At 63.9% G+C, this 21810-nt stretch carries 20 protein-coding genes and 1 tRNA gene; 7 read left to right on the top strand and 14 right to left on the bottom strand.

All coding sequences use genetic code 11. The features are described 5' to 3' along the window. Nucleotides 1-56 precede the first annotated feature (56 nt). From IWY39_RS16845 to IWY39_RS16855, 3 genes are all read right to left on the bottom strand, one after another. Complete coding sequence (locus IWY39_RS16845; RefSeq protein ID WP_107123770.1) at nt 57-1667, bottom strand: phytoene desaturase family protein; 1611 nt, start codon at nt 1665-1667, stop codon at nt 57-59. Then, the gene (locus IWY39_RS16850) at nt 1664-2824 is read right to left on the bottom strand and encodes an aromatic ring-hydroxylating oxygenase subunit alpha (RefSeq protein WP_181316587.1); all 1161 of its coding nucleotides are present in this window, start codon (nt 2822-2824) and stop codon (nt 1664-1666) included. Before IWY39_RS16850 ends, IWY39_RS16845 begins: the two co-directional genes overlap by 4 nt. A 67-nt stretch (nt 2825-2891) precedes the next feature. Further along, nucleotides 2892-3878 carry a bile acid:sodium symporter family protein gene (locus tag IWY39_RS16855; RefSeq protein WP_107123683.1) on the bottom strand — a complete coding sequence of 329 codons (987 nt, stop codon included), beginning with the start codon at nt 3876-3878 and terminating at the stop codon, nt 2892-2894. A 95-nt stretch (nt 3879-3973) separates the two neighbouring features. Here IWY39_RS16855 and IWY39_RS16860 point away from each other — a divergent pair, with 95 nt between their 5' ends. Further along, complete coding sequence (locus IWY39_RS16860; protein WP_107123769.1) at nt 3974-4732, top strand: enoyl-CoA hydratase-related protein; 759 nt, start codon at nt 3974-3976, stop codon at nt 4730-4732. Here IWY39_RS16860 and IWY39_RS16865 read toward each other — a convergent pair. The 3 genes from IWY39_RS16865 to IWY39_RS16875 form a co-directional block, all read right to left on the bottom strand. Then, a complete protein-coding gene (locus IWY39_RS16865; protein WP_107123682.1) occupies nt 4719-5636 on the bottom strand; it encodes a DMT family transporter in 918 nt (305 codons plus the stop codon). The genes IWY39_RS16860 and IWY39_RS16865 overlap by 14 nt on opposite strands. A 74-nt stretch (nt 5637-5710) precedes the next feature. After that, on the bottom strand, nt 5711-6025 hold the full coding sequence (locus IWY39_RS16870; RefSeq protein ID WP_019051477.1) for a hypothetical protein: 315 nt from the start codon (nt 6023-6025) through the stop codon (nt 5711-5713). A 70-nt stretch (nt 6026-6095) separates the two neighbouring features. Further along, complete coding sequence (locus IWY39_RS16875) at nt 6096-6575, bottom strand: MarR family winged helix-turn-helix transcriptional regulator (RefSeq protein WP_017183099.1); 480 nt, start codon at nt 6573-6575, stop codon at nt 6096-6098. A gap of 324 nt (nt 6576-6899) precedes the next feature. Between IWY39_RS16875 and IWY39_RS16880 the strand changes: the two genes are divergently transcribed. Further along, a tRNA-Gln gene (locus tag IWY39_RS16880) sits at nt 6900-6974 on the top strand. A gap of 77 nt (nt 6975-7051) precedes the next feature. Here the strand turns inward: IWY39_RS16880 and IWY39_RS16885 are convergent. Further along, complete coding sequence (locus IWY39_RS16885; protein ID WP_196871620.1) at nt 7052-11728, bottom strand: NAD-glutamate dehydrogenase; 4677 nt, start codon at nt 11726-11728, stop codon at nt 7052-7054. Nucleotides 11729-12099: 371 nt separating this feature from the next. After that, nucleotides 12100-15018 (bottom strand): excinuclease ABC subunit UvrA, encoded by a 2919-nt coding sequence (uvrA, locus tag IWY39_RS16890; protein ID WP_107123680.1) that lies wholly within the window; start codon nt 15016-15018, stop codon nt 12100-12102. A gap of 317 nt (nt 15019-15335) precedes the next feature. Here uvrA and IWY39_RS24130 point away from each other — a divergent pair, with 317 nt between their 5' ends. After that, nucleotides 15336-15533, top strand: a complete 198-nt coding sequence (locus IWY39_RS24130) for a hypothetical protein (protein ID WP_231377537.1) — start codon at nt 15336-15338, stop codon at nt 15531-15533. Between the two features lie 60 nt (nt 15534-15593). On the opposite strand, the gene IWY39_RS24360 is transcribed toward IWY39_RS24130, so the two are convergent. Further along, on the bottom strand, nt 15594-15728 hold the full coding sequence (locus tag IWY39_RS24360; protein WP_261375966.1) for a hypothetical protein: 135 nt from the start codon (nt 15726-15728) through the stop codon (nt 15594-15596). A gap of 156 nt (nt 15729-15884) precedes the next feature. Between IWY39_RS24360 and IWY39_RS16900 the strand changes: the two genes are divergently transcribed. Continuing rightward, entirely contained in the window at nt 15885-16217 is a 333-nt protein-coding gene (locus IWY39_RS16900; protein WP_107123678.1) for a UrcA family protein, read from the top strand. 88 nt (nt 16218-16305) lie between these two features. Here IWY39_RS16900 and IWY39_RS16905 read toward each other — a convergent pair whose 3' ends face one another. Next, nucleotides 16306-17049, bottom strand: coding sequence for a LytR/AlgR family response regulator transcription factor (locus IWY39_RS16905; RefSeq protein WP_107123768.1), 744 nt, complete (start codon nt 17047-17049; stop codon nt 16306-16308). Nucleotides 17050-17054: 5 nt separating this feature from the next. Continuing rightward, complete coding sequence (locus IWY39_RS16910; RefSeq protein WP_017182020.1) at nt 17055-18167, bottom strand: sensor histidine kinase; 1113 nt, start codon at nt 18165-18167, stop codon at nt 17055-17057. Nucleotides 18168-18301: 134 nt separating this feature from the next. Here IWY39_RS16910 and IWY39_RS16915 point away from each other — a divergent pair, with 134 nt between their 5' ends. The 3 genes from IWY39_RS16915 (at nt 18302) to IWY39_RS16925 (ending at nt 19549) form a co-directional block, all read left to right on the top strand. After that, nucleotides 18302-18514 carry a hypothetical protein gene (locus IWY39_RS16915; protein WP_229380575.1) on the top strand — a complete coding sequence of 71 codons (213 nt, stop codon included), beginning with the start codon at nt 18302-18304 and terminating at the stop codon, nt 18512-18514. Between the two features lie 82 nt (nt 18515-18596). Next, entirely contained in the window at nt 18597-18851 is a 255-nt protein-coding gene (locus tag IWY39_RS16920) for a hypothetical protein (RefSeq protein WP_017182022.1), read from the top strand. 149 nt (nt 18852-19000) lie between these two features. Continuing rightward, complete coding sequence (locus IWY39_RS16925) at nt 19001-19549, top strand: hypothetical protein (RefSeq protein ID WP_026002204.1); 549 nt, start codon at nt 19001-19003, stop codon at nt 19547-19549. A gap of 71 nt (nt 19550-19620) precedes the next feature. On the opposite strand, the gene pgl is transcribed toward IWY39_RS16925, so the two are convergent. From pgl to galE, 3 genes are read right to left on the bottom strand one after another with little or no spacing between them, the layout of a single operon-like run. Further along, the gene (gene pgl, locus IWY39_RS16930) at nt 19621-20310 is read right to left on the bottom strand and encodes a 6-phosphogluconolactonase (protein WP_107123676.1); all 690 of its coding nucleotides are present in this window, start codon (nt 20308-20310) and stop codon (nt 19621-19623) included. 4 nt (nt 20311-20314) lie between these two features. Next, nucleotides 20315-20791 (bottom strand): YbaK/EbsC family protein, encoded by a 477-nt coding sequence (locus IWY39_RS16935; RefSeq protein WP_107123675.1) that lies wholly within the window; start codon nt 20789-20791, stop codon nt 20315-20317. Next, nucleotides 20791-21789: a UDP-glucose 4-epimerase GalE gene (galE, locus tag IWY39_RS16940; RefSeq protein ID WP_107123674.1), complete on the bottom strand. Its 999-nt coding sequence runs from the start codon at nt 21787-21789 to the stop codon at nt 20791-20793. Before galE ends, IWY39_RS16935 begins: the two co-directional genes overlap by 1 nt. Between the last annotated feature and the right edge of the window lie 21 nt (nt 21790-21810).

A 21810-nucleotide genomic window follows, 5' to 3' on the forward strand; every position in this document is an offset into this window, starting at 1 on the left:
CCGACATCAGTCCGCGCAGAGCTTGTCGAAGCCTTGTTCTTTCCGTGGGATCGCAGTCACCTTCGGCCCAGAAGCCGCCCCAGCAGCGCCCCGTCCCGCAACACCTCCCGCGCGGCGTTATGTCCCGGTGCGCCGGTCACGCCGCCGCCGGGATGCGTGCCCGCGCCGCACATATACAGGCCCTTCACCGGCCCGCGATAGGCGCCATGGCCCAGCACCGGGCGTGCGGCCCACATCTGGTCCAGCGACAGATGGCCGTGCATGATGTCGCCGCCGACCAGCCCGAATTTGCGCTCCAGGTCCAGCGGCGAGTGGATCTGCCGCGCGATCACGCTTTGCGCAAAGCCGGGCGCAGCCGCCTCCACCGTCGCGATGATGCAGTCCGCCGCCGCATCCCGCTCATCGTCCCAGCTACGGCCATCCGGCAGGTCCGGCGCGAATTGCTGGCAGAAGAGGCTGGCGACATGGCATCCTTCCGGCGCCAGAGAGGCGTCGATGGTGGACGGGATCAGCATCTCGACGATCGGCGCTTTCGACCAGCCATCGCGCTTGGCGTCCATGAACGCCCGATCCATATAATCCAGCGTCGGAGCGAGGATGATGCCCGACTGGTGATGCTCCCCCACGCCGGGCAGGCAGGGGAAATCGGGCAGGGCGCTCAGCGCCACATTCATGCGGAACGTGCCGGACCCGGCCTTGAACGCCTTGATCCGCCTGGCGAAATCGGCGGGCAGATCGGCCGGGGCCATCATCCGCTCATACAATAGTTTCGGCCCGACATTGGCGATTACCGCCTTGCCCATCACCTCTTCGCCACTCTCCAGCCGCACGCCCACGGCCTGCGCGCCGTCCACCAGCACGCGCTCGACCGGCGCTTCTAGGCTGATCTCCACCCCCATGGCGGTCACGACCCGTGCCATGATCTGGGTGATCATCCCCATGCCGCCGACGCTATGGCCCCAGGCGCCCTTCTTCCCGTTCACTTCGCCAAAGACATGGTGCAGCAGCACATAGGCACTGCCCGGCGTGTCGGGCGACGCATAATTGCCCACCACGGCGTCGAACCCGAACGCGGCCTTCACCGCGTCACTCTCGAACCAGCCGTCCAGGAAACTGCGCGCCGATTTGGTGAACAGGTCGAGCGTGTCGCGCTGCTGTTCGATGGTCAGTCCCGCAATGCGCCGCCCCTGTTTCAGCGCGTCGATGATCATCGACAGGCCGTCGCCGACATTGGGCGGACTTTTCAGCACCAGGTCGCGCAATATGTCGGCCACCACCTCCAGCGCATCATAATAAGCGGGCAGGGCAGCGGCGTCCCTGGCGCTGAACCGGGCGAATTCCGCCTGCGTCCGTTCCAGTCCGCCGCCCAGTTTCAGATAGCCGCCATCGGGCTGGGGCAGGAAATTGCTGATGGGCCGTTCGATGACGCGATAGCCGTGATCGGCCAGCCTCATATCGGCAATGACCTTGGGATTGAGCAGGCTGACCGTGTAGCTGGCGGTCGAGTTGCGGAAACCGGGGTGAAATTCCTCCGTCACCGCCGCACCACCAACGACGTCGCGGCGCTCCAGGATACGCACCTTGTAGCCAGCCCGCGCCAGATAGAAGGCGCAGACCAGCCCGTTATGCCCCCCGCCGATGATGACGGCGTCGTAGCTTTTGGTCATGCGTTCGCGCTCCATCCCGCCGCGGGGGCGCGGTGCTGCCGCGCCTGTGGAATAATCGTCCGCATCCGCGCGCAAAAATGGCGCAGCGCCACTTCATCCTGATGCAGCGGTCCGACAGTGAAACTGTGCGACGCCATGCCCGCCTGCACCCGCGCCACCAGCGTCGTATCCTCTGCATTGACCTGCCGGTTGATCCGCCAGTTGAGATAGCGCGCCGCCTTCATCTCCCTGCGGTCATCCGGCACCGCATAGCTGATCTCGCGGATCAGCGTCTGCGTCGGCGACACGGGCAGCCATGCCATGAAATCGACCTGATCGGGATAGATGTCGAACGCGAAATTGGGCCACAGCTTGAAATAGGTCCATAGCCGCTGCCGCTCCGGCGGCAGATGCGGCACGGCGGGCAGGAAGTGCTGATAGGCGCGCTCCGACCAGTTGGCTGATGGCCGTTCGACGATCGGCCCCCACATCTTGTCGACATGGGCGCTGGCCTCCACGCCATAGCCGTCGCCCATCAGCCGTTTAAGCCCCGGATGCGCGACGCCGATGTGCAGCCCGTCGGAATAATTGTCGCCGATATTCTTCCAGTTCACGCTGCGTGGCCGCAACGTCACCCGCCCCAGCGCGCGCAGGTCGGCAAAGCGATAGGGCGCGATTTCCTCGACATAGGGGGCCATCATCTGCGCGACCGAAGGGCCACCATCATCGGTCAGGCGGACGAACAGGAATCCGTGAAAATCCTCGACCTGCACGGGCGTCAGGCCATGGTCGGCCAGGTCCATGGCATAGCCCGCCTTCATCGGCACGCCGGTCAGCCGTCCGTCGCTCTCATAGGTCCAGCCATGATAGGGGCAGACCAGCTTTCTGGCGCAGCCCGACACCCCGTCGACGATCCGCGCGCCGCGATGGCGGCAGACATTGGTAAAGGCGCGCACCGCGCCATCCTCGCCCCGGATGACGATGACGCTTTCACCGATATAGTCGAGCGTCTGGAAATCGCCCGGCTGGGCTATGTCGCTGATGTGGCAGACGATCTGCCAACCGGGGCGAAAGATGCGTTCGACTTCGGCGGCGAAAAATTCCGGGTCGCTATAGGTCCAGGCCGGCAGGCTCCAGCCCGCATCCGGGTCTGCCCCGCTTCCTGCCTGCTCCACCATTTCCGCGCATCCCCCGACGCTGCCGATCAATTTTACGAACGTATAATATAACCCGCGTTCATGCCAGCTATATGTCCAGCTCAGTGTCGGCTTTGTCGACCTGCGCGCCATAACGCCGCGCCAGCACGGCGCAGGCCATCAACTGGATCTGGTGGAACAGCATCACCGGCAGCAGGATAGCGCCGACGCTACTCGCCGGGAATAGCAGCCCCGCCATCGGCACCCCGGTCGCCAGGCTCTTCTTCGACCCGCAAAAAACCAGCACGATCCGCTCCGCCCGCGCCAGGCCCATCATCCGGCCAAGCCCCCAGGTGAAGCACAGGACCACCGCCAGCAGGGCAACGCAAAGACCCGCCAGCAGCGCCATTTCCCCCGCAGACACCGTCTGCCACAGCCCCTCGACCACTGCCGCGCTGAAGGCGGCATAGACGACCAGCAATATCGATCCGCGATCGACCCGTCCGATCATCGCCTTGTGCCGCGCCACGAACCCGCCAATCCAAGGTCGCGCCAGATGCCCGATCAGGAAGGGGAGCAGCAATTGCAGCACGATCCCCTCGACCGAGGCCAGCGAGATCAGACTGCCGCTGCCCGTCCTCTGCATCAGCAGCGCGACCAGCAAAGGCGTCAGGACAATGCCCAGCAGATTGGAGAAGGAGGCGCTGACGACCGCAGCGGCGACATTCCCCCGCGCGATAGCGGTAAAGGCGATGGACGATTGCACGGTCGATGGCAGCAGCGTCAGGAACAGCAGGCCGGCCCGCATCCCGTCGGGCACCGCGCCGATCTGCTGGCTTGCCAGCCCCAGCAGCGGAAAGACGGCGAAGGTCGTCGCCAGTACCGCCAGATGCAGCCGCCAGGCCTTGGCCCCGTCCCAGATCGCGGCGCGCGACAATTTTGCGCCATGCAGAAAAAACAGCAGGACGATGCCCGCATCCGCCACGGCATCCGCGATCCGTGCTCCGTCACCATGCGCGGGCAGCAATGACGCTAGCGCAACCGTGCCCAGCAGCAGCAACAGGAATGGATCGATCAGTTCACGAAGGCGGGTCATGGGTCAGCCTTGGGCAGGGAAGGGCGCAAAATCGGGGATAGACGCCGCCTCTTCATTGAGCCAACAGATTCGCACAAGCAGGCAAGGAGCGGATGATGAGCGAACATATTGCGGTGATCGAGCAGGCTGGCGTGCTGGAAATCCACATCGACCGACCCGACAAGAAAAATGCGCTGACCGCCGCCATGTATCGCGCCATGACCGCCGCGCTCGCCGATGCGTCTGCCCGTGCGGACATTGGCGCCGTGCTGTTCGCGGGGCGTGGCGACGCCTTTTGCGCGGGCAATGACCTGAAGGATTTTCTGGCCGGGCCGGAAGGGGGCGCTGCCGCCTTCGCTTTCATCCGCGCGATCGCCGCGTTCGACAAACCGCTGGTCGCGGCGGTGCAGGGGCTAGCCGTTGGCGTCGGCACGACCATGTTGTTCCATTGCGACCTGATCTACGCCGCGCCCGATGCGCGCTTCGTCATGCCGTTCGTCAATCTGGGGATCGTGCCGGAAGCCGGGTCCAGCCTGCTCGCGCCAGCGTTGATGGGTCATGCGAAGGCCGCTGCGATGCTGATGCTGGGCGAACCTATGGATGCAGAAGGGGCCGACCGCTTCGGCCTCGTCACCGCCATCGTTCCGGCCGACCAGTTGCTCGACCATACCCGCGCCAAGGCCGCCGCACTGATGGCGAAGCCGCCCCAGGCTCTCGCCGTCACCCGCCGCTTGATGAAGGGCGATCCCGCCACGCTCACTGCCCGGATCGACGAGGAGGCGCGGCTGTTCCGCGAATCGCTGACATCACCCGAAGCACAGGAAGCCTTCACCGCCTTCTTCGAAAAGCGCGCGCCCGTATTCAGGCGGGGCTAGGGCCATCGGCTTGCTTGCCCAGCCGTAATTCGCTCACGATCACCGCTGCGACGATCATCGCCCCGCCCAGCAGCGCCATGGGCGGCAGCCGGTCGCCAGCGATCCGCCCGATGATCCCGGCCCAGACCGGCTCGCCTGCATAGATCAGGGTCGCCCGCGTCGGCGACACGGTGCGCTGCGCCCAGTTCATGACCAATTGGATGATCGCCGTCATCGCGCCCAGGCCGCAGGCGGCGATCACCACCGCCCAGGAAAAGGGCGGGATCGCCTCGCCAGCGGGCACCATGCAGGCGAAGGCCAGCAGCGACGTTACCGCAAGCTGCACCACCGTCACCCGCAATATGTTGACGCTGCCTGCAAACAGGCTGATGAAAATAATCTCCAGCGCGATCGGCACTGTGCTGACCAGCGTGATCAACTCGCCCTTGCCCATCTTCACCCCGTCTTGCGGCGCGGCGACGAGCAGCAGGCCGATAAAGGCCAGAACCACCCCGATCCAGCTCGCAAGACGCGGGCGGCGGCGCAGGATGATCCATTGCAACACCGGCACCAGCGGGACGTAGGCCGCCGTGATGAAGGCCGAAGAACTGCTCGAAATCGTCTGAAGGCCCCAGGTCTGGAGCGTATAGCCCGCGAATATGCCCAGCCCGATCACCAGCCCGGCCCACAATTCGCGCAACGTCATGCCCCGCAGCAGCGGAGCCGCCAGCGGCAGGGTGAGCAAGGCCGCCGTACCGAAGCGCAGCCCGACGAAATATAGCGGGCCAGAATGCGTAACCGCGCCATGCACGATCAGAAATGTGCCGCCCCACAGGATCGTTATGCCGATCAGGGCAAGCTCCGCGCGGCCGATCAGCCAGCGGCTTGGGACGGGCTTACGGTCTAGGACGGCGGCATGGGTCATGACCGACCGCTATGGACCGCGCAGGGCGCGGTCAAGCCAGGGGTGCGCGGGATGCGCCCGCGCACCCGGACGGATTATTCGTTCTTCAAATCCTTGCCCGCTTCTTCCAGCGACGCGCCAACATCGCGCTTGGCAGCGTCCGCCTTGCGTTCCGCGTCTGCGGCGGCATCGCTCGTCGCGGCGCCGATCTTGTCCGTGCCCTCGTCGATCGTCCGTCCGGCCTCATCCAGGCCATTGTCGATCTTGTCGCCAGCCCGATCAACCGACTGGCTGATGTCATTGCCGATCGAAGCGCCAGCATTTTCGACGCTATCCTGGGTCTTTTCCGAGCAAGCCGACAGGCTGGCGATAGACAGGACCGCAAGGGCGGCCAGAACTGAAGTGCGCATGATGTCTCCTTTTCCCCATGGCATGGAAGGAGATAAGCGCAGCAGGCGCGATAAGGTTGCGTAGATGCGCCTATCCGCCGCGAAGGCCGAACACCATCGACCGGTCCTGATCGGGGATCAGCCCTTCCAGCACCCGCCAGAAGCCGGTGACCGATCCTTGCCCCGCCTGCGCATAGGCAGCCGCCATCTTCTCTCGCAGGGCGCGGAACAGTTCCGCCTCCAGCGCTGCGCCCGCTTCGCTCAGCCGCAGCAATTTCTGGCGGCGATCGCTGGCGCCGGGCCGCGTTTCGATATAGCCGCGCTCGATCAGGTCATTAAGAACCCGACCCAGTGACTGTTTGGTAATGGCCAGCAGCCGCAGCAGATCCTTGACGGTCAGGTCGGGCTGGCGCGAAATGAAATAAAGCGCGCGATGATGCGCCCGGCCCAGCCCGATCGCGGCCAACCCCTCGTCGATGGACCGGGTCAGCGCCGAATAGCCGAAATAGAGCATTTCGATCCCGCGCCGTATCTCATCCTCACGCAGGAACAGCGGGGAAGCGGGGGACATCTGGGCCGAGGAAGGCGATGAACTGGTAACGGTCATGGCTGTGATGATCCAGCGCGGGAGGAAAATATCTTATTGCCGTCCCAAAAGGATGATGACTAGTGGTCCGATTCTGACATTTGCTACCTTATGGGGTAAGGCCTGTTCAAATGTCAGAATCTTTTCGGACCACTAGCCCGCTTTTATCCTGGTGGATTTTGCGATTTTGACATTTGCAGGCCCATCCCAGCCGCCAGGGGGATGCAAATGTCAAAATCAATCCACCGGGCTTTCCTTTCGCCAATCACACGCTATATGCCTGACCGCGTCGACGATAGTCGGCCCTGCTGGGGCGTCGCCAAGCGGTAAGGCAGCGGCTTTTGATGCCGCCATGCGCAGGTTCGAATCCTGCCGCCCCAGCCAGTTTTCCTGAACATCATCGAATCATGTGAGAAGCGGAGACGGCGATGGCCGCCTCCTTCGTCCCTCAGCGGTGCTGGTTACCGGCCCAGCAGTCCGCGCGCTTGACCGGCAATTTCGGCCAGCATCGCCACATTGGGCGTCGCCGCGGCCTTGGCGCGTTGTACCAGGGTGCGGAACTGGCGGATGCGGGGGCCGCGCTGGATCAGCCATTGCTCGACATGGTCCGATATGTCCTTGCCTTTGCCATGGGCCAGGAAATCAAGCCGGACCTGCTGCATGTCGCGGGCGACGCCCGAAATCAGCAGCCGCTCCCACGGGTCGCTCGGCTCCATGCGCGCGGCGGCGGACTGGACCCAGTCGATTCCGACTGCTTCGCCCAGATGGGTGAAGGCGCGGGTCAGCGCGACTTCATCCACGCCCATCTTTCCGGCCAGGGCCGCGATTCCGACTGCGCCGTCCAGCTTGAACAGACCCGCCGCACGCCGCGCCAGAGCCTCCGGCGCGCCGAGGGCCAGCAGCCTGTCCGTCACCGCATTGGTGCGGCGCTGCGCTTCGCTCGTCAGCAGATCGTCGACCTGCGCCGCCAATGTGCCGACTCCCTGCTTAAGGGCAGCCAGTCCGGCGCTGGGCAATGTTCCGGCCGGTTGGCTGCGCAAGATATCGGCAATCTGCGCCCGCATCCCGCTCGCAATGTCGCCGAACAGGGCAAGGCGCGCGCTTTCCGCCATCTCGGCGGCGTCAATATCCGCCCATAGCGCGTCGATGTCATAGAGGCGCTCGGCAATCAGGAAGGCGCTGGCCATGTCGCCCAGCGAACAGCCTTCCTCCTCCACCATTTCGAACGGATGGATCAGGCCCAGCCGGTTCACGATGCGATTGGCGACCTTGGTGGCGATGATTTCCCTGCGCAGCGCATGGGCGGCGATCGCATCGGCCTCCTTTTCCTGCATCGCAGGGGGGAAGGCGGCCATCAATTCGCCAGTCATGCTGTCGTCGCTGGCGATGTCGCTTTGTTCGATCGCATCCTGCAAGGACAGCTTGGCGGTCGAAAGCAGCACAGCCAGTTCTGGTCGGGTCAGCCCCTGGCCGTCCTGCCCACGCCGCAGCAACTGGTCATTGGCGGCCAGTCCTTCAACCTGCCGGTCAAGTCGCCCGCTTTCCTCGAATGTCTCGATCAGGCGGACATAGCTTGCCAGATCCGCCGCGCCGCCATTTTCAGCGATCGACAGTCCCAGCGCCTGAAGGCGATTATCCTCCAGCACGATCGCGCCGACGGCATCGGTCATGCTTTCCAGCAGCGCATTGCGCTCCTCGAACGGCAGGCGACCCTCGGCCATCTCCTTGTTGAGCGCGATCTTGATATTGACCTCATTATCCGAACAATCGACGCCCGCGCTATTGTCGATGAAATCGGTGTTGATCCGTCCGCCATGCAGCGAAAAGGCGATGCGCCCAGCCTGCGTCGTGCCCAGATTGGCACCTTCGCCGATCACCTTGACGCGCAGTTGCTCTGCATTCACGCGCAACCGGTCATTGGCGGGATCGCCGACATCGCTGTGGCTTTGTGCGGCCGCCTTTACATAGGTGCCGATGCCGCCGAACCAGAGCAGGTCGGCCGGGGCCTTGAGGATCGCGGAAATCAGCGCGGTCGGCTCCATCTCGGTATCGGTGACGCCCAGTATCGCCTGGATTTCCGGTGTCAGCGTTATGCTCTTGAGCGCGCGGGAAAATACGCCGCCACCCTTCGAAATCAGCGCCTTGTCATATTCGTCCCAGCTTGAGCGGGGCAGCTGGAACATGCGGTTGCGCTCCTCCCAGCTTCTGGCGGGATCGGGCGCAGGATCGAAGAAGATGTGACGATGATCGAAGGCGGCGACCAGCTTGATCGCTTTGCTGAGCAACATGCCGTTGCCGAACACATCGCCCGACATATCGCCGCAGCCCACGACGCTGATCGGTTCGCTCTGCACGTCGACGCCCATTTCGGCAAAGTGGCGCTGGACGGAGATCCATGCTCCGCGCGCGGTGATACCCATCGCCTTATGGTCGTAACCGTTAGACCCGCCGCTGGCAAAGGCATCGCCGAGCCAGAATTTGCGGTCGAGCGCAATGGCATTGGCCACGTCGCTGAAGGTCGCCGTCCCCTTGTCGGCGGCGACCACGAAATAGGGGTCGTCGCCATCGCGCACAACGACCTGGGCGGGGTGCTTCACATGATCGTTGACGATATTGTCGGTGACCGACAGCAGCGCGCGGATAAAGATGCGGTAGCTTTCCGTACCCTCTGCCAACCAGGCATCGCGATCGGCCTGTGGATTGGGCAATTGCTTGGGATAGAAGCCGCCCTTGGCCCCGGTCGGCACGATCACGGCGTTCTTCACCCGCTGCGCCTTCATCAGGCCCAATATCTCGGTGCGGAAATCGTCGCGCCGGTCGGACCAGCGCAACCCGCCACGTGCCACTGGCCCGGCACGCAAATGGATGCCCTCTACCCTGGGGGAATAGACCCAGATTTCGCGCCATGGCAGCGGCGCGGGCAGGCCGGGAACCTGCGCGCTGTCCAGCTTGAACGCCAGCGCCTCGACTGCGGCCTTGCTGAAGAAATTGGTGCGCAGCGTCGCGGTGATGACCGCGCGCAACAGGCGCAGCACCCGATCCTCGTCAATCGCGGTCACGGCTTCCAGCCCGGCGTCGATCGCCGCCTGCGCCTGCGTCACGCGCGCGTCCGCGCCATCGCGCGTGGCGGGATCATGCAGCGCCTCGAACAGGGCGACCAGATTGACCGCAACCCCCTGCGCACGGCGCAGCGTTTCGGCAAAGGTCGCCATGCCATAGGCCATGCCGGTCTGGCGCAGATAGCGGAACAGCGCCCGGAACAGCACGACCGATCGCGGCGTCAGCCCGGCGGTGACGATCAGTTCGTTGAAGCGGTCATTTTCCGCCCGGCCTTCCAGCACCTGGGCGATCGCTTCGGTGACGATGTCGGCGCGGTCGACCACGCCCTGCGCATCGCCGCCAGCGGGCAGTTCCAGCACGAAACGCTGGACATGGCCCAGCGCACCCTTCTGACCATTGGCGTCGATGGCCGTCGTCATCTCCTCGATCACGCGAAAACCGAAATTCTCGAACGCCGGGACGACTTCGGACAAGGCGATCGTCATATGGCTGTAGAGTTTGAGCCGCAGCCGTTCCGCGCTATCCTCAGGGTTGCGATAGATGCGGATCGATTTGTCGTCCGCTCCGGACAGACCATGGATCAGGCGGATGTCGATAGCCGCTTCGGCTGGCCCGGCGCCGTTGCGATAGACCGCAGGGAAACCCCCGGCGTAGCGTTGCGCCAGCGCGGCGGCGCGGCCCGGCTCCTCGGTCTGGGCCAGCGCTTCCTCGACGGCGGGCAGCCAGCCGCGCACCATCTGCTTGAGTTGATGGTCCAGTTCCGCGTCATCCGGCACCACGCCGCCTTCGCGCAGGTCGAGCGTGATGCGCAGCAGCGCCAGTCCGCCTTCCTCCAGCGCGATCGACCAGCTGAGAACCGGCCCGTTCGACGCCTGCGCCAGCATGTCCTGCACCGCCATCCGGCGCGCGGTCGACAATTCGTCGCGCGGCAGCCAGACAAAGGCATAAAGATGGCGCGCCAGTGCGCTGGTCGCGAGCGCCAGCTTCGGCCGCGGCCGGTCCGTCAGCGACATGAAAGTCAGTGCTAGTCGCTCCAGCGTCTCGCGATCAAAGCCGATCGTGATGTCATGGGGCAGGGCGGTGAGCGCGTGGGCCAGCGTCTTGCCCGCATGGCCCGCCGGATCGAAGCCGAACTTGTCCATCAGGTTCGACAGCGTCGATCGCAGCAAAGGCACCTTGTCCGGGGTCGCCGACAGGCCCGAACTGGTCCACATGCCCGCATGGATCGACAGCGCCTTGACCTCGCGCCCTTCGCGCACGGGGATGATGATCAGGTCGAGCAGCACATGGCGATGAATGCGCGAAAGGCGGCTGGACTTGATGATCAGCGGCGTGCGCTTGCCTTCCTCGAACCACACGAAGGCGGCTTCCAGCGAAGCCGGGGCGATCAGCGTCTTGTCGCGCAGGGTGCAGATGCCGAGCTGCGACTGGGTAGTGCCGTCGCGGTTGCACAGTTCGTGCCCGGTCTGGGTGAAATGGCGCGCCAGGAACCAGCGCAGCAGCGCCGCGCCTTCCTCATCCGGCACAGCATCGGCGTCCGCCGACATCGCAGCCTGCATCGGCGCCCAGTCCGCCACCGCCGCCCGCACGTCGGCCAGCGTATCGCGCATCGCCTTTTCCAGCGCCCGTCGCGCCTTGGCGTCTGCCCGGTCCGCTTCCATGTAAATCATCGATTCGCGCCGCGCGCCCGGCGCGTCATCGTCCAGAATCGCGGCGATCGATCCGTCGGCATGCCGGGTTACCGACAGGACAGGGTGCAGCAGGCGGTGGATGGTGATGTCGGCAGCCGCGAGCGCGTTGGCGATACTGTCGACCAGAAACGGCATGTCGTCGTTGACGATCGCGATCCGCATGTAGCGGCCATTGGCGCCTTCGCCCAATGTTTCGACCATGATGGCGGCTTCGCCCGGCTTGCGGCCGTTGGCGGTGCGGCCCAGAAAGGCGGCGGCGGCGGCAATGCCATGCTCGTCCAGCCCTTCGCGTTCGCCGGGCAGCGCACCACGCTCCAGCGCTGCCTCCAGCGCCTCCCGAATGAACTTGTCGACTTCCTTGATGTTCGCGTCCGCCAGCGCCGTCATTCGCCTAACCTCTCATGCGGGTTCGTCCCGCTTGGAATTGAACGGAGGAGGCACTGGATCGCCGCCATGCGTCTCCTCGGCTTTCGAGCGTCTATATGCCTCCGCCCATCGGGAGGCTCAAGTCTGATTGCGAAATAAAGTGTCTTAACATTGAAATAATATGATGCACCGCAACATGCCCCGAACAGGCTGGCGGGGCAGGTCGTGACGTGACTATCGGCCAGCCCGCGCCGCATGTCGAGCGGGGATCAAGGCGCTTTCGGCGCATTTTGCCGCGATCCGCCCAAGTCAGGCGGCGCGTCGTGCCGCACCATGCTGATGCAGGCAAGATTATGCAGCTTTGGAGATCGCTCCGTTCATGAGCGTCACTGTCACTCCGCCGCCACACTCTCCAGCCCCAGCAACGGCGCGAGATAATGCCCCGTAAATGACCGCGGCTCCTTCGCGACCTTTTCCGGCGTGCCTTCCGCGACGACTTCGCCGCCCTTGACGCCGCCTTCCGGTCCCATGTCGATGATCCAGTCGGCGGTCTTGATGACGTCCAGATTATGTTCGATCACGACGACGCTGTTGCCCTGGTCGACCAGCGCGTGGAGGACTTCCAAGAGTTTGCGGACATCCTCGAAATGCAGGCCCGTGGTCGGTTCATCCAGAATGTAGAGGGTGTTGCCGGTGGCGCGGCGGGAAAGTTCCTTGGCGAGCTTGACCCGCTGGGCTTCGCCGCCGGACAAGGTCGTGGCCTGCTGGCCGACCTTGATATAGCCAAGGCCCACTTCGGCGAGCATCGCCATCTTGTCGCGGATAGGGGGGACGGCCTTGAAGAATTCGACCGCGTCCTCGACCGTCATGTCCAGCACGTCAGCGATCGACTTGCCCTTGAACTTCACCTCCAGCGTTTCGCGATTGTAGCGCGCGCCGTGGCATACGTCGCATGTCACATAGACGTCGGGCAGGAAGTGCATCTCGATCTTGAGCACGCCGTCGCCCTGGCACGCTTCACAGCGGCCGCCCTTGACGTTGAAGCTGAAACGGCCGGGCTTGTAGCCGCGCGCCTGGGCTTCGGGGAGGCCCGCGAACCAGTCGCGGATGTTGGTGAAGGCGCCGGTATAGGTGGCGGGGTTGGAACGTGGGGTGCGGCCGATCGGTGACTGGTCGATGTCGATCACCTTGTCGCAATGTTCCAGGCCCGTCACCTTGTCATGCGCGCCGGCCAGAATGCGGGCGCCGTTCAGGGCGCGGGCGGAGGCGGCGTAGAGCGTGTCGATGGTGAAGCTGGACTTGCCGGAGCCGGAGACGCCGGTGATGCAGGTGAAGGTGCCAAGCGGGATCGATGCAGTGACGCCGCGCAGATTGTTGGCGCGGGCATTGTGGACGGTGATCTTCTTGCCCGATCCCTTGCGGCGCTTCTTGGGCACGTCGATGCGGCGGGTGCCGTTTAGATAATCGGCGGTCAGCGACCCTTTGGCGGCGAGGATGTCGGACAGCGTGCCCTGGGTCACGATCTGTCCGCCATGGATGCCCGCGCCCGGCCCCATGTCGACGATATAGTCGGCGTGGCGGATCGCATCCTCGTCATGCTCGACGACGATCACGCTGTTGCCCAGGTCGCGCAGGCGCTTCAAGGTCACGAGCAACCGGTCATTGTCGCGCTGGTGCAGGCCGATCGAGGGTTCATCGAGGACGTAGAGTACGCCGGACAGCCCGCTACCGATCTGGGACGCCAAGCGGATGCGCTGGGATTCGCCGCCGGACAGCGTGCCGCTGGTGCGGTCGAGGTTCAGATAATCGAGGCCGACATTGTTGAGGAAGCCGAGGCGCTCGACAATTTCCTTGAGAATGGCCTTGGCGATCTGGTTCTGCTGATCGTTTAGCTTGTCCGGCATCGCGGTGAAGAAATTGAGCGCGTCCACGACCGAGCGGCGGGTGGAGAGGGAAATATCCTCGCCCGCAATCTTGACGGCCAGCGCTTCGGGTTTGAGGCGCGCACCGTGGCAGGTTTCGCAGGGCTGGGCGCGCTGATATTTGCTCAGTTCCTCACGCATCCAGGCGGATTCGGTTTGCAACAGACGGCGGTTGAGGTTGCCGATGACGCCTTCAAACGCCTTCTTCACCTCATAGCTTTTGCGGCCATCCATGAATTTCAGGGTGACCGGCTTGCCGCCGGTGCCGTGCAGGATGATGAGCTTCACTTCGCCCGGCAGGTCCGACCAGGGCGTGTCGAGGCTGAAGCCGAATTCCTTGGCCAATGAGCCGAGCACTTGCATATAATAGGGACTGGGCGGGTTGGATTTTGCCCAGGGGACGACCGCGCCCTTTTTGAGGCTCAGGGCTTCGTTGGGGACGACCAGTTCGGGGTCGAACTCCAGCCGTTCGCCAAGACCGTCGCACGCCGGGCAGGCGCCCATGGGCGCGTTAAAGGAAAAGAGGCGCGGCTCGATCTCCGCGATGGTGAAACCGCTGACGGGACAAGCGAATTTTTCACTGAACACGATGCGGTTGGCGGGGATGCCGGACCCCTTCATCTTCTTGTCGGCGGCGGGGGCTTCATCCTCGCGGCCCGGCACGACGCCATCGGCCAGATCGACATAGGCCAGGCCGTCGGCAAGTTTGAGCGCCTGCTCGAAACTGTCGGCGAGGCGGGTGCCCATGTCGTTTTCCACGGCCAGGCGGTCGACCACGACTTCGATGTCATGCTTATATTTCTTGTCGAGCGCGGGAGCGTCCTCGATCAGCATCATTTCGCCGTCGATGCGGACGCGGGTATAGCCCGCCTTCTGCCATTCGGCCAATTCCTTGCGATATTCGCCCTTCCGCCCGCGCACAACGGGCGCAAGGAGGTAAAAGCGCGTGCCCTGCGGCAGCAGCATCACGCGATCGACCATCTGGCTGACGGTCTGGGCGCTGATCGGCAGGCCGGTGGCGGGGCTGTAGGGGATGCCGACCCGCGCCCATAGCAGGCGCATATAATCGTAGATTTCGGTAACGGTCGCGACGGTCGAGCGCGGATTCTTGGATGTGGTCTTCTGCTCGATGCTGATTGCGGGGCTCAAACCCTCGATATGCTCCACATCGGGCTTCTGCATCATCTCCAGAAACTGGCGCGCATAGGCGGAAAGCGATTCCACATAGCGCCGCTGTCCTTCGGCATAGATGGTGTCGAAGGCGAGCGAGCTTTTGCCCGATCCCGACAGGCCAGTAATGACGATGAGGGAATCGCGGGGCAGATCGACATCGACGCCCTTGAGGTTATGCTCGCGCGCGCCGCGCACACTTATGTGGGTCAGACTCATGGGGCGTGTTGTTCCAGATTTGTTCTGTTCGGGCAAGTCCATCTGCCGATCGTCCCGACAGATGGGGCGAGGGCAGGGATTTGAGAAGGGAAAATCCGCACCGTGGAGCGCAAAGCTAGCCGCCCTGTACCAAAGACATGGAGGTTGATTTGCGCATCATTGCCGATTTTGTCGGCCATGACGTAGCGTCCTGTCGACCGATTCAGCCTGTCCCGGCCAACGCAGGAACGCTGCCAACGGCGCGTCCCATGTCGTTGGTGGATGTCGGTCGGCGGTTTGTCGCCGGAGAATGCCGCCGGGCGTATTGCCGGGGCAGGTTGTCGAACGGGGCATTCGCGCAGCGGCATTGCAGCTATGATGAGCGCCATGCAGAAAACGGCTGTGCCCATGTCGCGCCGTCTTTTCCGCAACAGTTCATCCTGATCCCGGTGCCCGACAGCATCCTGGATACGCCCCCGGCCATCCCTTGCGCCGGGGGCGTTTTCGCGTTTGGCTGGCGCGGACCGATGCGCTGACCCGGCCATTGCAGGCGCGCGAATTCCGCATCCGCCATTCGTTGCGATTCCCACTTTCCGTTACGGCAAATGTCGTTTGGCGGCCCGTTCATGTCGTTCGTCGCGCTGTTTGTCCGAGCCGTGCGGCGCTTTGTCGATGGGAGCGTCGTTGGCCGATGCGGAGTGCCGCCGGTCGAACCAGGCAGGCGTCATCATCGGCCCGCGCCTAAACAGGGTGGGCGAACGGGAGACGGCGCCGACCCCAAATGACCCCCAGGCCCGCCCCGTTCGCACCCGGACCGTCGCCCGCCCCTAACAGGCGGTGGTCGATAAGTGGCGATTGAGCCACAGCAGATTTGAGGAGATAAGCCCATGTTCCGTTCGACCCTTTTCGCCGCGCTCGGTTCCTTCGCGCTGATCGCCACCGCCGGTTCGGCTTCGGCTGGTGAATTTATATCCAATGGCCGCACGAGCGAAGTGCGCCATGGCGACCTGAACCTGTCCAAGGCGTCCGACCAGCGGGAATTGCGTCAGCGCATTTCCCGCGCGGCAAACCAGGTTTGCAAGTCGACCGACCATGCCACCAAGCAGGCGTGCAAGACGCAGGCGATCGCGCATGTCGAAGCGCCGGTGAACGCCGCCATCGCTCGCGCCGAAACCAGTGAACGCTATGCCGATGCAGGCGCGAAGGGCATGCAGAACTGATTGCCGGCGTATCCGCAAAATCGTGAAGAAGCCCGGCCAATGCCGGGCTTTTTTGCGTGAGGGCAGGGCGTCGCGCCGCTGTTTCGCCTCAGCGTCCCGTCATGGCGCGGGCATTGGCCAGGAAGGTGCGGCCAATGCGGATTTCGTTACCGTCGACGAGCGCGGCGAACCAGACGCCGCTGCCGTCATGACGCAGGCGGGCGATATGGTCGCGCCGGACGATGTGGGAGCGATGGAGGCGGACGAACTGCTGCGGATCGAGCCGCTCCTCCAGGCTGCTGATCGTCTGGTGCAGCAGATAGCTGTGGCTGCCGACATGCAGGCGCATATAGTCGCGTTCGGCTTCGATCCGGTCGATCTGGTCAGTGGCGATGCGGATCAGTTCGGAACGATGGGGCACCCAGAATTCTTCGGCCCAGTCGGGTTGTGGTTCGGCGGGTGCAGGGATGCCTTCGGGCGCGCGATTGCGCAACACTGCCTCGACCCGGTCGATGGCGCGGGTCAGGCGATCGTGCGCCACGGGCTTGAGCATATAATCGATGGCGGCCAGATCGAAGGCTTCGACCGCGAACCCTTCAAAGGCGGTGACGAAGATGACGGCCGGGCGGATGCCCATGCGTCCGACCGCGCGGGCAACGCCGATGCCGTCGAGCAACGGCATGGCGATGTCGAGCATGACAAGGTCGGGCTTCAATCCTTCGATCAGGCGTAGCGCAGCTTCGCCATCGGTGGCGGTGCCCACAAGCGCGATGCGCTGTTCACGCGCGCACAGCATCTGGAGCCGCTCGACGGCAAGCGGTTCATCGTCAACGATCATGGTGCGGATGGACATGGGCGTCAGCAACCCCGGCGGATGATGGGTAGGGTGAGGAGGACGGAAAATCCCTTCTCCTCGCGCGGACCATAGGCGATCTGGCCCTGATCGCCAAAGCGCGCCGACAGCCTGTCCCGCACATTGGCAAGGCCAATGCCGCTGCCGCTGTCCGACAGGCTGGGCGGATTGTCGCCATCGTCGGTGACGGCGATGTGCATCAATCCGCCATCTTCCCTCGCGGTGATACGGATCTCGACCGGGCTGGAGGTACGCGAGACGCCATATTTGATGGCATTTTCGACGAGCGGCTGGAGGATCAGGCCGGGGACGCAAGCGCTCATCAGGCCGGGAGGAATATCGATCACCGTATTCAGCCGGTCGGGAAAGCGAACCCCTTCAATATCGAGATAGAGTTTCTGGAGATGGACTTCCTCCTCCAACGGCACGTCGTCCAGCGGATCGCCGGTCAGGCTGGTGCGGTAGAAGTTGGAGAGTGACATGATCATCTGCTCCGCCTCGTCCCGCCGGTCCTTCATGACGAGGGAGGAGAGGGAGTTGAGCGTGTTGAACAGGAAATGCGGGTTCACCTGATAGCGCAGCGATCGCAGTTCGGCTTGCTGGGCTGCGCGCTCCAGCCGGGCAGCGCGGCGTTCCGTACGATGGGCTTCGCTGGCGTAGGACAAGGCGAGATAGAGGCCAGCCCAGGCGGCGAGGAAGAAATAGCGGCTGATCGCATCTTCAACGATCTGGATCAGGGCAAAAGCCTCTTCGCTGGCATATTTGCCCCGATCGCCGTCGGTGAAGATATTCACCGGGTCATAGACGTTGAACATGTAGAAATTGGCAGACGCCATGGCGAGCGCGAAGGGGGCGGCGAGCGAGAAGGCGGCGACGATGCGGACGCTTAAAGGTTTGGCGTCAAAGCGGCGCAGCACTAGGTAGAGAACCCATGTGACGACTATGCCGATCACCGTGACAACGGCGCGGCGAATACCCAGTTCGCCCTGCGATTCAAAGCCCATCACGGCTGCGCGCAGGGTTACGAGTATGGCGTAGAAGAGCCAGAAACCAAGAATGGAATAAAGCGCGACCGCGGGGGATACGCCGCGTTCGCCGTCGTCGGGAAGGCTTGTCATCTTCACCTTTTACGCGCTGGCGGGGGAAATGTCGCCCCATGGCACGGTAGCTGGTCGAACTGCCCCGCCCGTTGGTCGAACATGGGAACCGCCGCCCGTCGCCGCCCGTTGAAACAGGCAAGAAGGAGAGTGTGATGAACGATCAGGATGATGTCCGCCCCAACAGTCGCGAGGAAGTGGGCGATGCGCGCGAATCTGACGCACAGGATCATGTGCTGAGCGAGGAAGAGAAGCTGGACGAAGGGTTGAAGGATTCGATGGATGCGTCCGATCCGCCAGCCGCCACCCGTCCGGGCGACAAGGGCGATCCAGTGCCTTCGTCGGGCTTCAAGGAAGGGCAGGATTGATGGTTCTTTGCCGCAAATCATGCTAGTTTTGCTTCGCGGGACTGCGAATACGCACCTGCGTTTTTGAGAGGAGCGATCATCCATGCCGACATCTGCCACCCCCGCGATCGAACGCATAGCCCGCGTTCTTGCCGGCCGTCAGCTTAGCCTGAATGGCGGCGGCAGCGATCCCCATGCGGCAGGCGCGGTGGATGCGGCGTGGCCCAGTCACGTCGATGATGCCTATGCAATATTGCACACCCTCCGCGAACCGGACGCGCAGATGGCGCAGGCGGGCGACGTGGCGGTTTGGCGCAGCATGATCGGCGCAGTGCTGGAGCGACAGACGGGCGCGTGAAAGATTGCACAAGCGAGGCCAAATTTTCATGTTGCGCCGCACAACAAAATCTGGTCCGTTGTGAATGGCCGTGGAACAGGCGCTTAAGCCTTTAGCAACCATAAGAGGCGCATGTTCCTACGATCGACTTGGAGTCGGAGGGCATGACAATGGGTACGAGTGCAAGACCTGCGGACGGGGCCGTAACCTTGGCGGAGTTGCGTGAATTCGCCAGCTTCCCGTCTGCCACGCAACGCTATATTCGTCGGTCGCTGGATATTGGGCTGCATCGTCGCGATGCGATGAAGCTGTGGTCGCGCGACATGGTTGAGGAAGCCTCCATCCGCGCGCAGGCCCGGATCTATGGCCGGATCGAGGAGATCAAGGCGCGCGTGCCCGATGACAGCGGGCTGGACCAGGTCGAGCCATTCATGGCGCCGCTGGTGACCATCTCCGCCTTCGATCTGGGGCAGGACCGGCTGGCAAGTTTTTCGGCCTATCGTTTTCTCTATGAGCGGCTGCTGGGTGCGGGGGCACGGCCCTGGCTTCCAGGCGCCTTCTGCGCGGCGGCCAGTCTGCCGCATCTGCATCCCGAAAAGCGTCGTACGCTGCTTCAGTCGATCAGCGAAGCGGCGGCGACGGCGGCTGGCTGGTCCAACCGCGAGCCCACCTTCTACCCCGAATGGGTTGAGAAGGTGGATATGAGCAAAGCCAACTAAGGCTGGCAGGACGCCGCTTCCGGGGGAGGCGGCGTTTTGTCGTTAATCCTCGCCTGCCACGGGAAGCCTTTTCAGGCGCTGATCCAGACCTCCACCGGCGTCTGTGCCTGAAGCAGGGCAAGGCGGACAGGCAGTTTTTCGACCGGGCCATCCTCCAGCGCTTGGGCATAGACCGCCTTTTTGGCGTCGCCGCTGATTTGCAGAAAGATGTGGCGCGCGGCCAATATGGCGCTGGCCGTCAGTGAGAGGCGCTGGTGCGGCGCTGCGGGGGGCGTGACCGCGATGGTGCGGGCGGTGCTCGATAGGCCATCGGCCAGTTCCGCCGCAGCGGGAAAAAGCGAGGCGGTGTGGCCATCCTCGCCCATGCCCAGCAGCACTATGTCGAGCGGCCAGGGAATGGCGGCAAAGGCTGCTTCAACGGCGGGCTGGCCTGCATAAGCATCTGCCGCGTCATTTTTCATCGGCACGAATTGCGCGGCGGCGGCCGGGCCGGTCAGCAGGGTATCGCGCAGCAGCCGTTCATTGCTGTCGGGCGCATCGGGCGCCACCCATCGTTCGTCGACCAAAGTCACGACAATCTTGCTCCAGTCGAGCGGGGTGCGGGCGAGTGCCTCCAGCACGGGCTTTGGCGACCGGCCACCGGACAAAGCGAGGCTGGCTGTGCCGCGCGCTGCGATCGCTTCGCTCAGCAGGCTCGCGATGCGGGTGGCGAGGTCGGCGGCGGCTGCACCACCGTCGGTGAAATGATACTCTGTCGGCATGTGATTATTCCACGGTTTCAGGCAGGGTGCAGATGTCGATCCATGTAGCGTCAGTCAGTAGCGCGAGGCGGGCGGGCGTGAGTTCGACCGAACTGGTGCGTGAACCGGCGGCTGGAAAGACGGTGGCGAAGGCTTTGAGCGAGACGTCGCAATAGACCGGAAGCGGCGCAGCGAGGCCGAAAGGGCAGACTCCGCCGACCGGGTGGCCGGTGACGGCCTCGACTTCGTCAGCTCCAAGCATGCGGGGTTTGGCGCCGAGCGCGGCTTTCGCCTTGGCGTTATGCAGGCGGGCATCGCCACGGGTGCAGACCAGGGCGACGGTGTCGCCGACGCGCAGCGACAGCGTCTTGGCGATGCGGGCAGGCTCGACGCCCAGCGCCTGCGCCGCCTCCAGCACGGTAGCTGTGCTGACGCCCTGGTCGATGATCGCGATGTCCGGCGCATTTGCAGCGAACCAGGCGCGTACGGAGGCTTCGCTCATCAGGCGCGTTCGCTCAGGCTGCGCTCCCATGCCAGGGCGTGCCGGACGATCAGGTCGAGATCGGCGTAGCGCGGTTCCCATGGGAAGGTGGACAGAATGGCGCGATTGTCGGAGATCAGCGCATCGGGATCGCCCGCGCGGCGCGGTCCCAAGGTGCGGTTGATGGTCATGTTGGTGACACGATCCACCGCGTCGAGCACTTCAAGGACGGAGAAGCCCCGGCCATAGCCGCAATTGAGCAGATGGCTGCGTGCGGGATCGGCCATCAGCGCTTCGAGGGCGAGGACATGGGCGGCGGCAAGGTCCGTCACATGGATATAGTCGCGCACCCCGGTGCCGTCAGGGGTGTCGAAGTCCGTGCCGAAAACCGAAACGCCCGCGCGCTTGCCGAGTGCCGCTTCAACCGCGACCTTGATGAGGTGGGTGGCGCCTGCGGTCGACTGGCCGCTGCGTCCCTGCGGATCTGCCCCCGCGACGTTGAAATAGCGCAGGGCGCAAAAGTTCATCGGATGGGCCGCCGCGACGTCGCGCAGCATATATTCGGTCATGAGCTTCGACATGCCGTACGGGTTGATCGGCCGTTGCGGCGTCGTTTCCTTGACCGGGCTTTCTTCGGGAATGCCATAGGTGGCGGCCGTCGAAGAGAAGATGAAATGGTTGACGCCGACGCGAACCGCGCTCTCTATCAGGTCGCGGGTCTTGGCGCTGTTATTGTGGTAATATTTGAGCGGGTTTTCGACGGATTCTGGCACGACGACCGATCCTGCAAAATGCATGATCGCGCGGATTTCATGCTTGCGCAGCGTGGCTTCGACCAAATGCTGATCGGCAATGTCACCACGCACCAGCGGCACCCCATCGGGCACCGCCCAGTCGAACCCGGTGACAAGATTGTCGATGACGACGACGCCATAGCCGGCGTCCTTGAGAGCCAATACGGCGTGGCTGCCGATATAGCCTGCGCCGCCTGTTACCAGGATCGTCGGTTTGTCGCTCATAAAGAATAGGTCTCCCCAGAT

Origin of the sequence: Sphingobium sp. JAI105 (assembly GCF_015752145.1) — a bacterium.
Classification (GTDB): Bacteria; Pseudomonadota; Alphaproteobacteria; order Sphingomonadales; family Sphingomonadaceae; genus Sphingobium; species Sphingobium xenophagum.

What these genes read in the sequence shown, in the direction of transcription:
- IWY39_RS16855 (WP_107123683.1), bottom strand. Translation starts at nt 3,878, where the DNA reads ATGACCCGCCTTCGTGAACTGATCGATCCATTCCTGTTGCTGCTGCTG.
- IWY39_RS16905 (WP_107123768.1), bottom strand. Translation starts at nt 17,049, where the DNA reads ATGTCCATCCGCACCATGATCGTTGACGATGAACCGCTTGCCGTCGAG.
- IWY39_RS16900 (WP_107123678.1), top strand. Translation starts at nt 15,885, where the DNA reads ATGTTCCGTTCGACCCTTTTCGCCGCGCTCGGTTCCTTCGCGCTGATC.
- galE (WP_107123674.1), bottom strand. Translation starts at nt 21,789, where the DNA reads ATGAGCGACAAACCGACGATCCTGGTAACAGGCGGCGCAGGCTATATC.
- IWY39_RS16850 (WP_181316587.1), bottom strand. Translation starts at nt 2,824, where the DNA reads ATGGTGGAGCAGGCAGGAAGCGGGGCAGACCCGGATGCGGGCTGGAGC.
- IWY39_RS16860 (WP_107123769.1), top strand. Translation starts at nt 3,974, where the DNA reads ATGAGCGAACATATTGCGGTGATCGAGCAGGCTGGCGTGCTGGAAATC.
- IWY39_RS16870 (WP_019051477.1), bottom strand. Translation starts at nt 6,025, where the DNA reads ATGCGCACTTCAGTTCTGGCCGCCCTTGCGGTCCTGTCTATCGCCAGC.
- pgl (WP_107123676.1), bottom strand. Translation starts at nt 20,310, where the DNA reads ATGCCGACAGAGTATCATTTCACCGACGGTGGTGCAGCCGCCGCCGAC.
- IWY39_RS16875 (WP_017183099.1), bottom strand. Translation starts at nt 6,575, where the DNA reads ATGTCCCCCGCTTCCCCGCTGTTCCTGCGTGAGGATGAGATACGGCGC.
- IWY39_RS16915 (WP_229380575.1), top strand. Translation starts at nt 18,302, where the DNA reads ATGAACGATCAGGATGATGTCCGCCCCAACAGTCGCGAGGAAGTGGGC.
- IWY39_RS16920 (WP_017182022.1), top strand. Translation starts at nt 18,597, where the DNA reads ATGCCGACATCTGCCACCCCCGCGATCGAACGCATAGCCCGCGTTCTT.
- uvrA (WP_107123680.1), bottom strand. Translation starts at nt 15,018, where the DNA reads ATGAGTCTGACCCACATAAGTGTGCGCGGCGCGCGCGAGCATAACCTC.
- IWY39_RS16910 (WP_017182020.1), bottom strand. Translation starts at nt 18,167, where the DNA reads ATGACAAGCCTTCCCGACGACGGCGAACGCGGCGTATCCCCCGCGGTC.
- IWY39_RS24360 (WP_261375966.1), bottom strand. Translation starts at nt 15,728, where the DNA reads ATGATGACGCCTGCCTGGTTCGACCGGCGGCACTCCGCATCGGCCAAC.
- IWY39_RS16935 (WP_107123675.1), bottom strand. Translation starts at nt 20,791, where the DNA reads ATGAGCGAAGCCTCCGTACGCGCCTGGTTCGCTGCAAATGCGCCGGAC.
- IWY39_RS16865 (WP_107123682.1), bottom strand. Translation starts at nt 5,636, where the DNA reads ATGACCCATGCCGCCGTCCTAGACCGTAAGCCCGTCCCAAGCCGCTGG.
- IWY39_RS16885 (WP_196871620.1), bottom strand. Translation starts at nt 11,728, where the DNA reads ATGACGGCGCTGGCGGACGCGAACATCAAGGAAGTCGACAAGTTCATT.
- IWY39_RS16925 (WP_026002204.1), top strand. Translation starts at nt 19,001, where the DNA reads ATGGGTACGAGTGCAAGACCTGCGGACGGGGCCGTAACCTTGGCGGAG.
- IWY39_RS16845 (WP_107123770.1), bottom strand. Translation starts at nt 1,667, where the DNA reads ATGACCAAAAGCTACGACGCCGTCATCATCGGCGGGGGGCATAACGGG.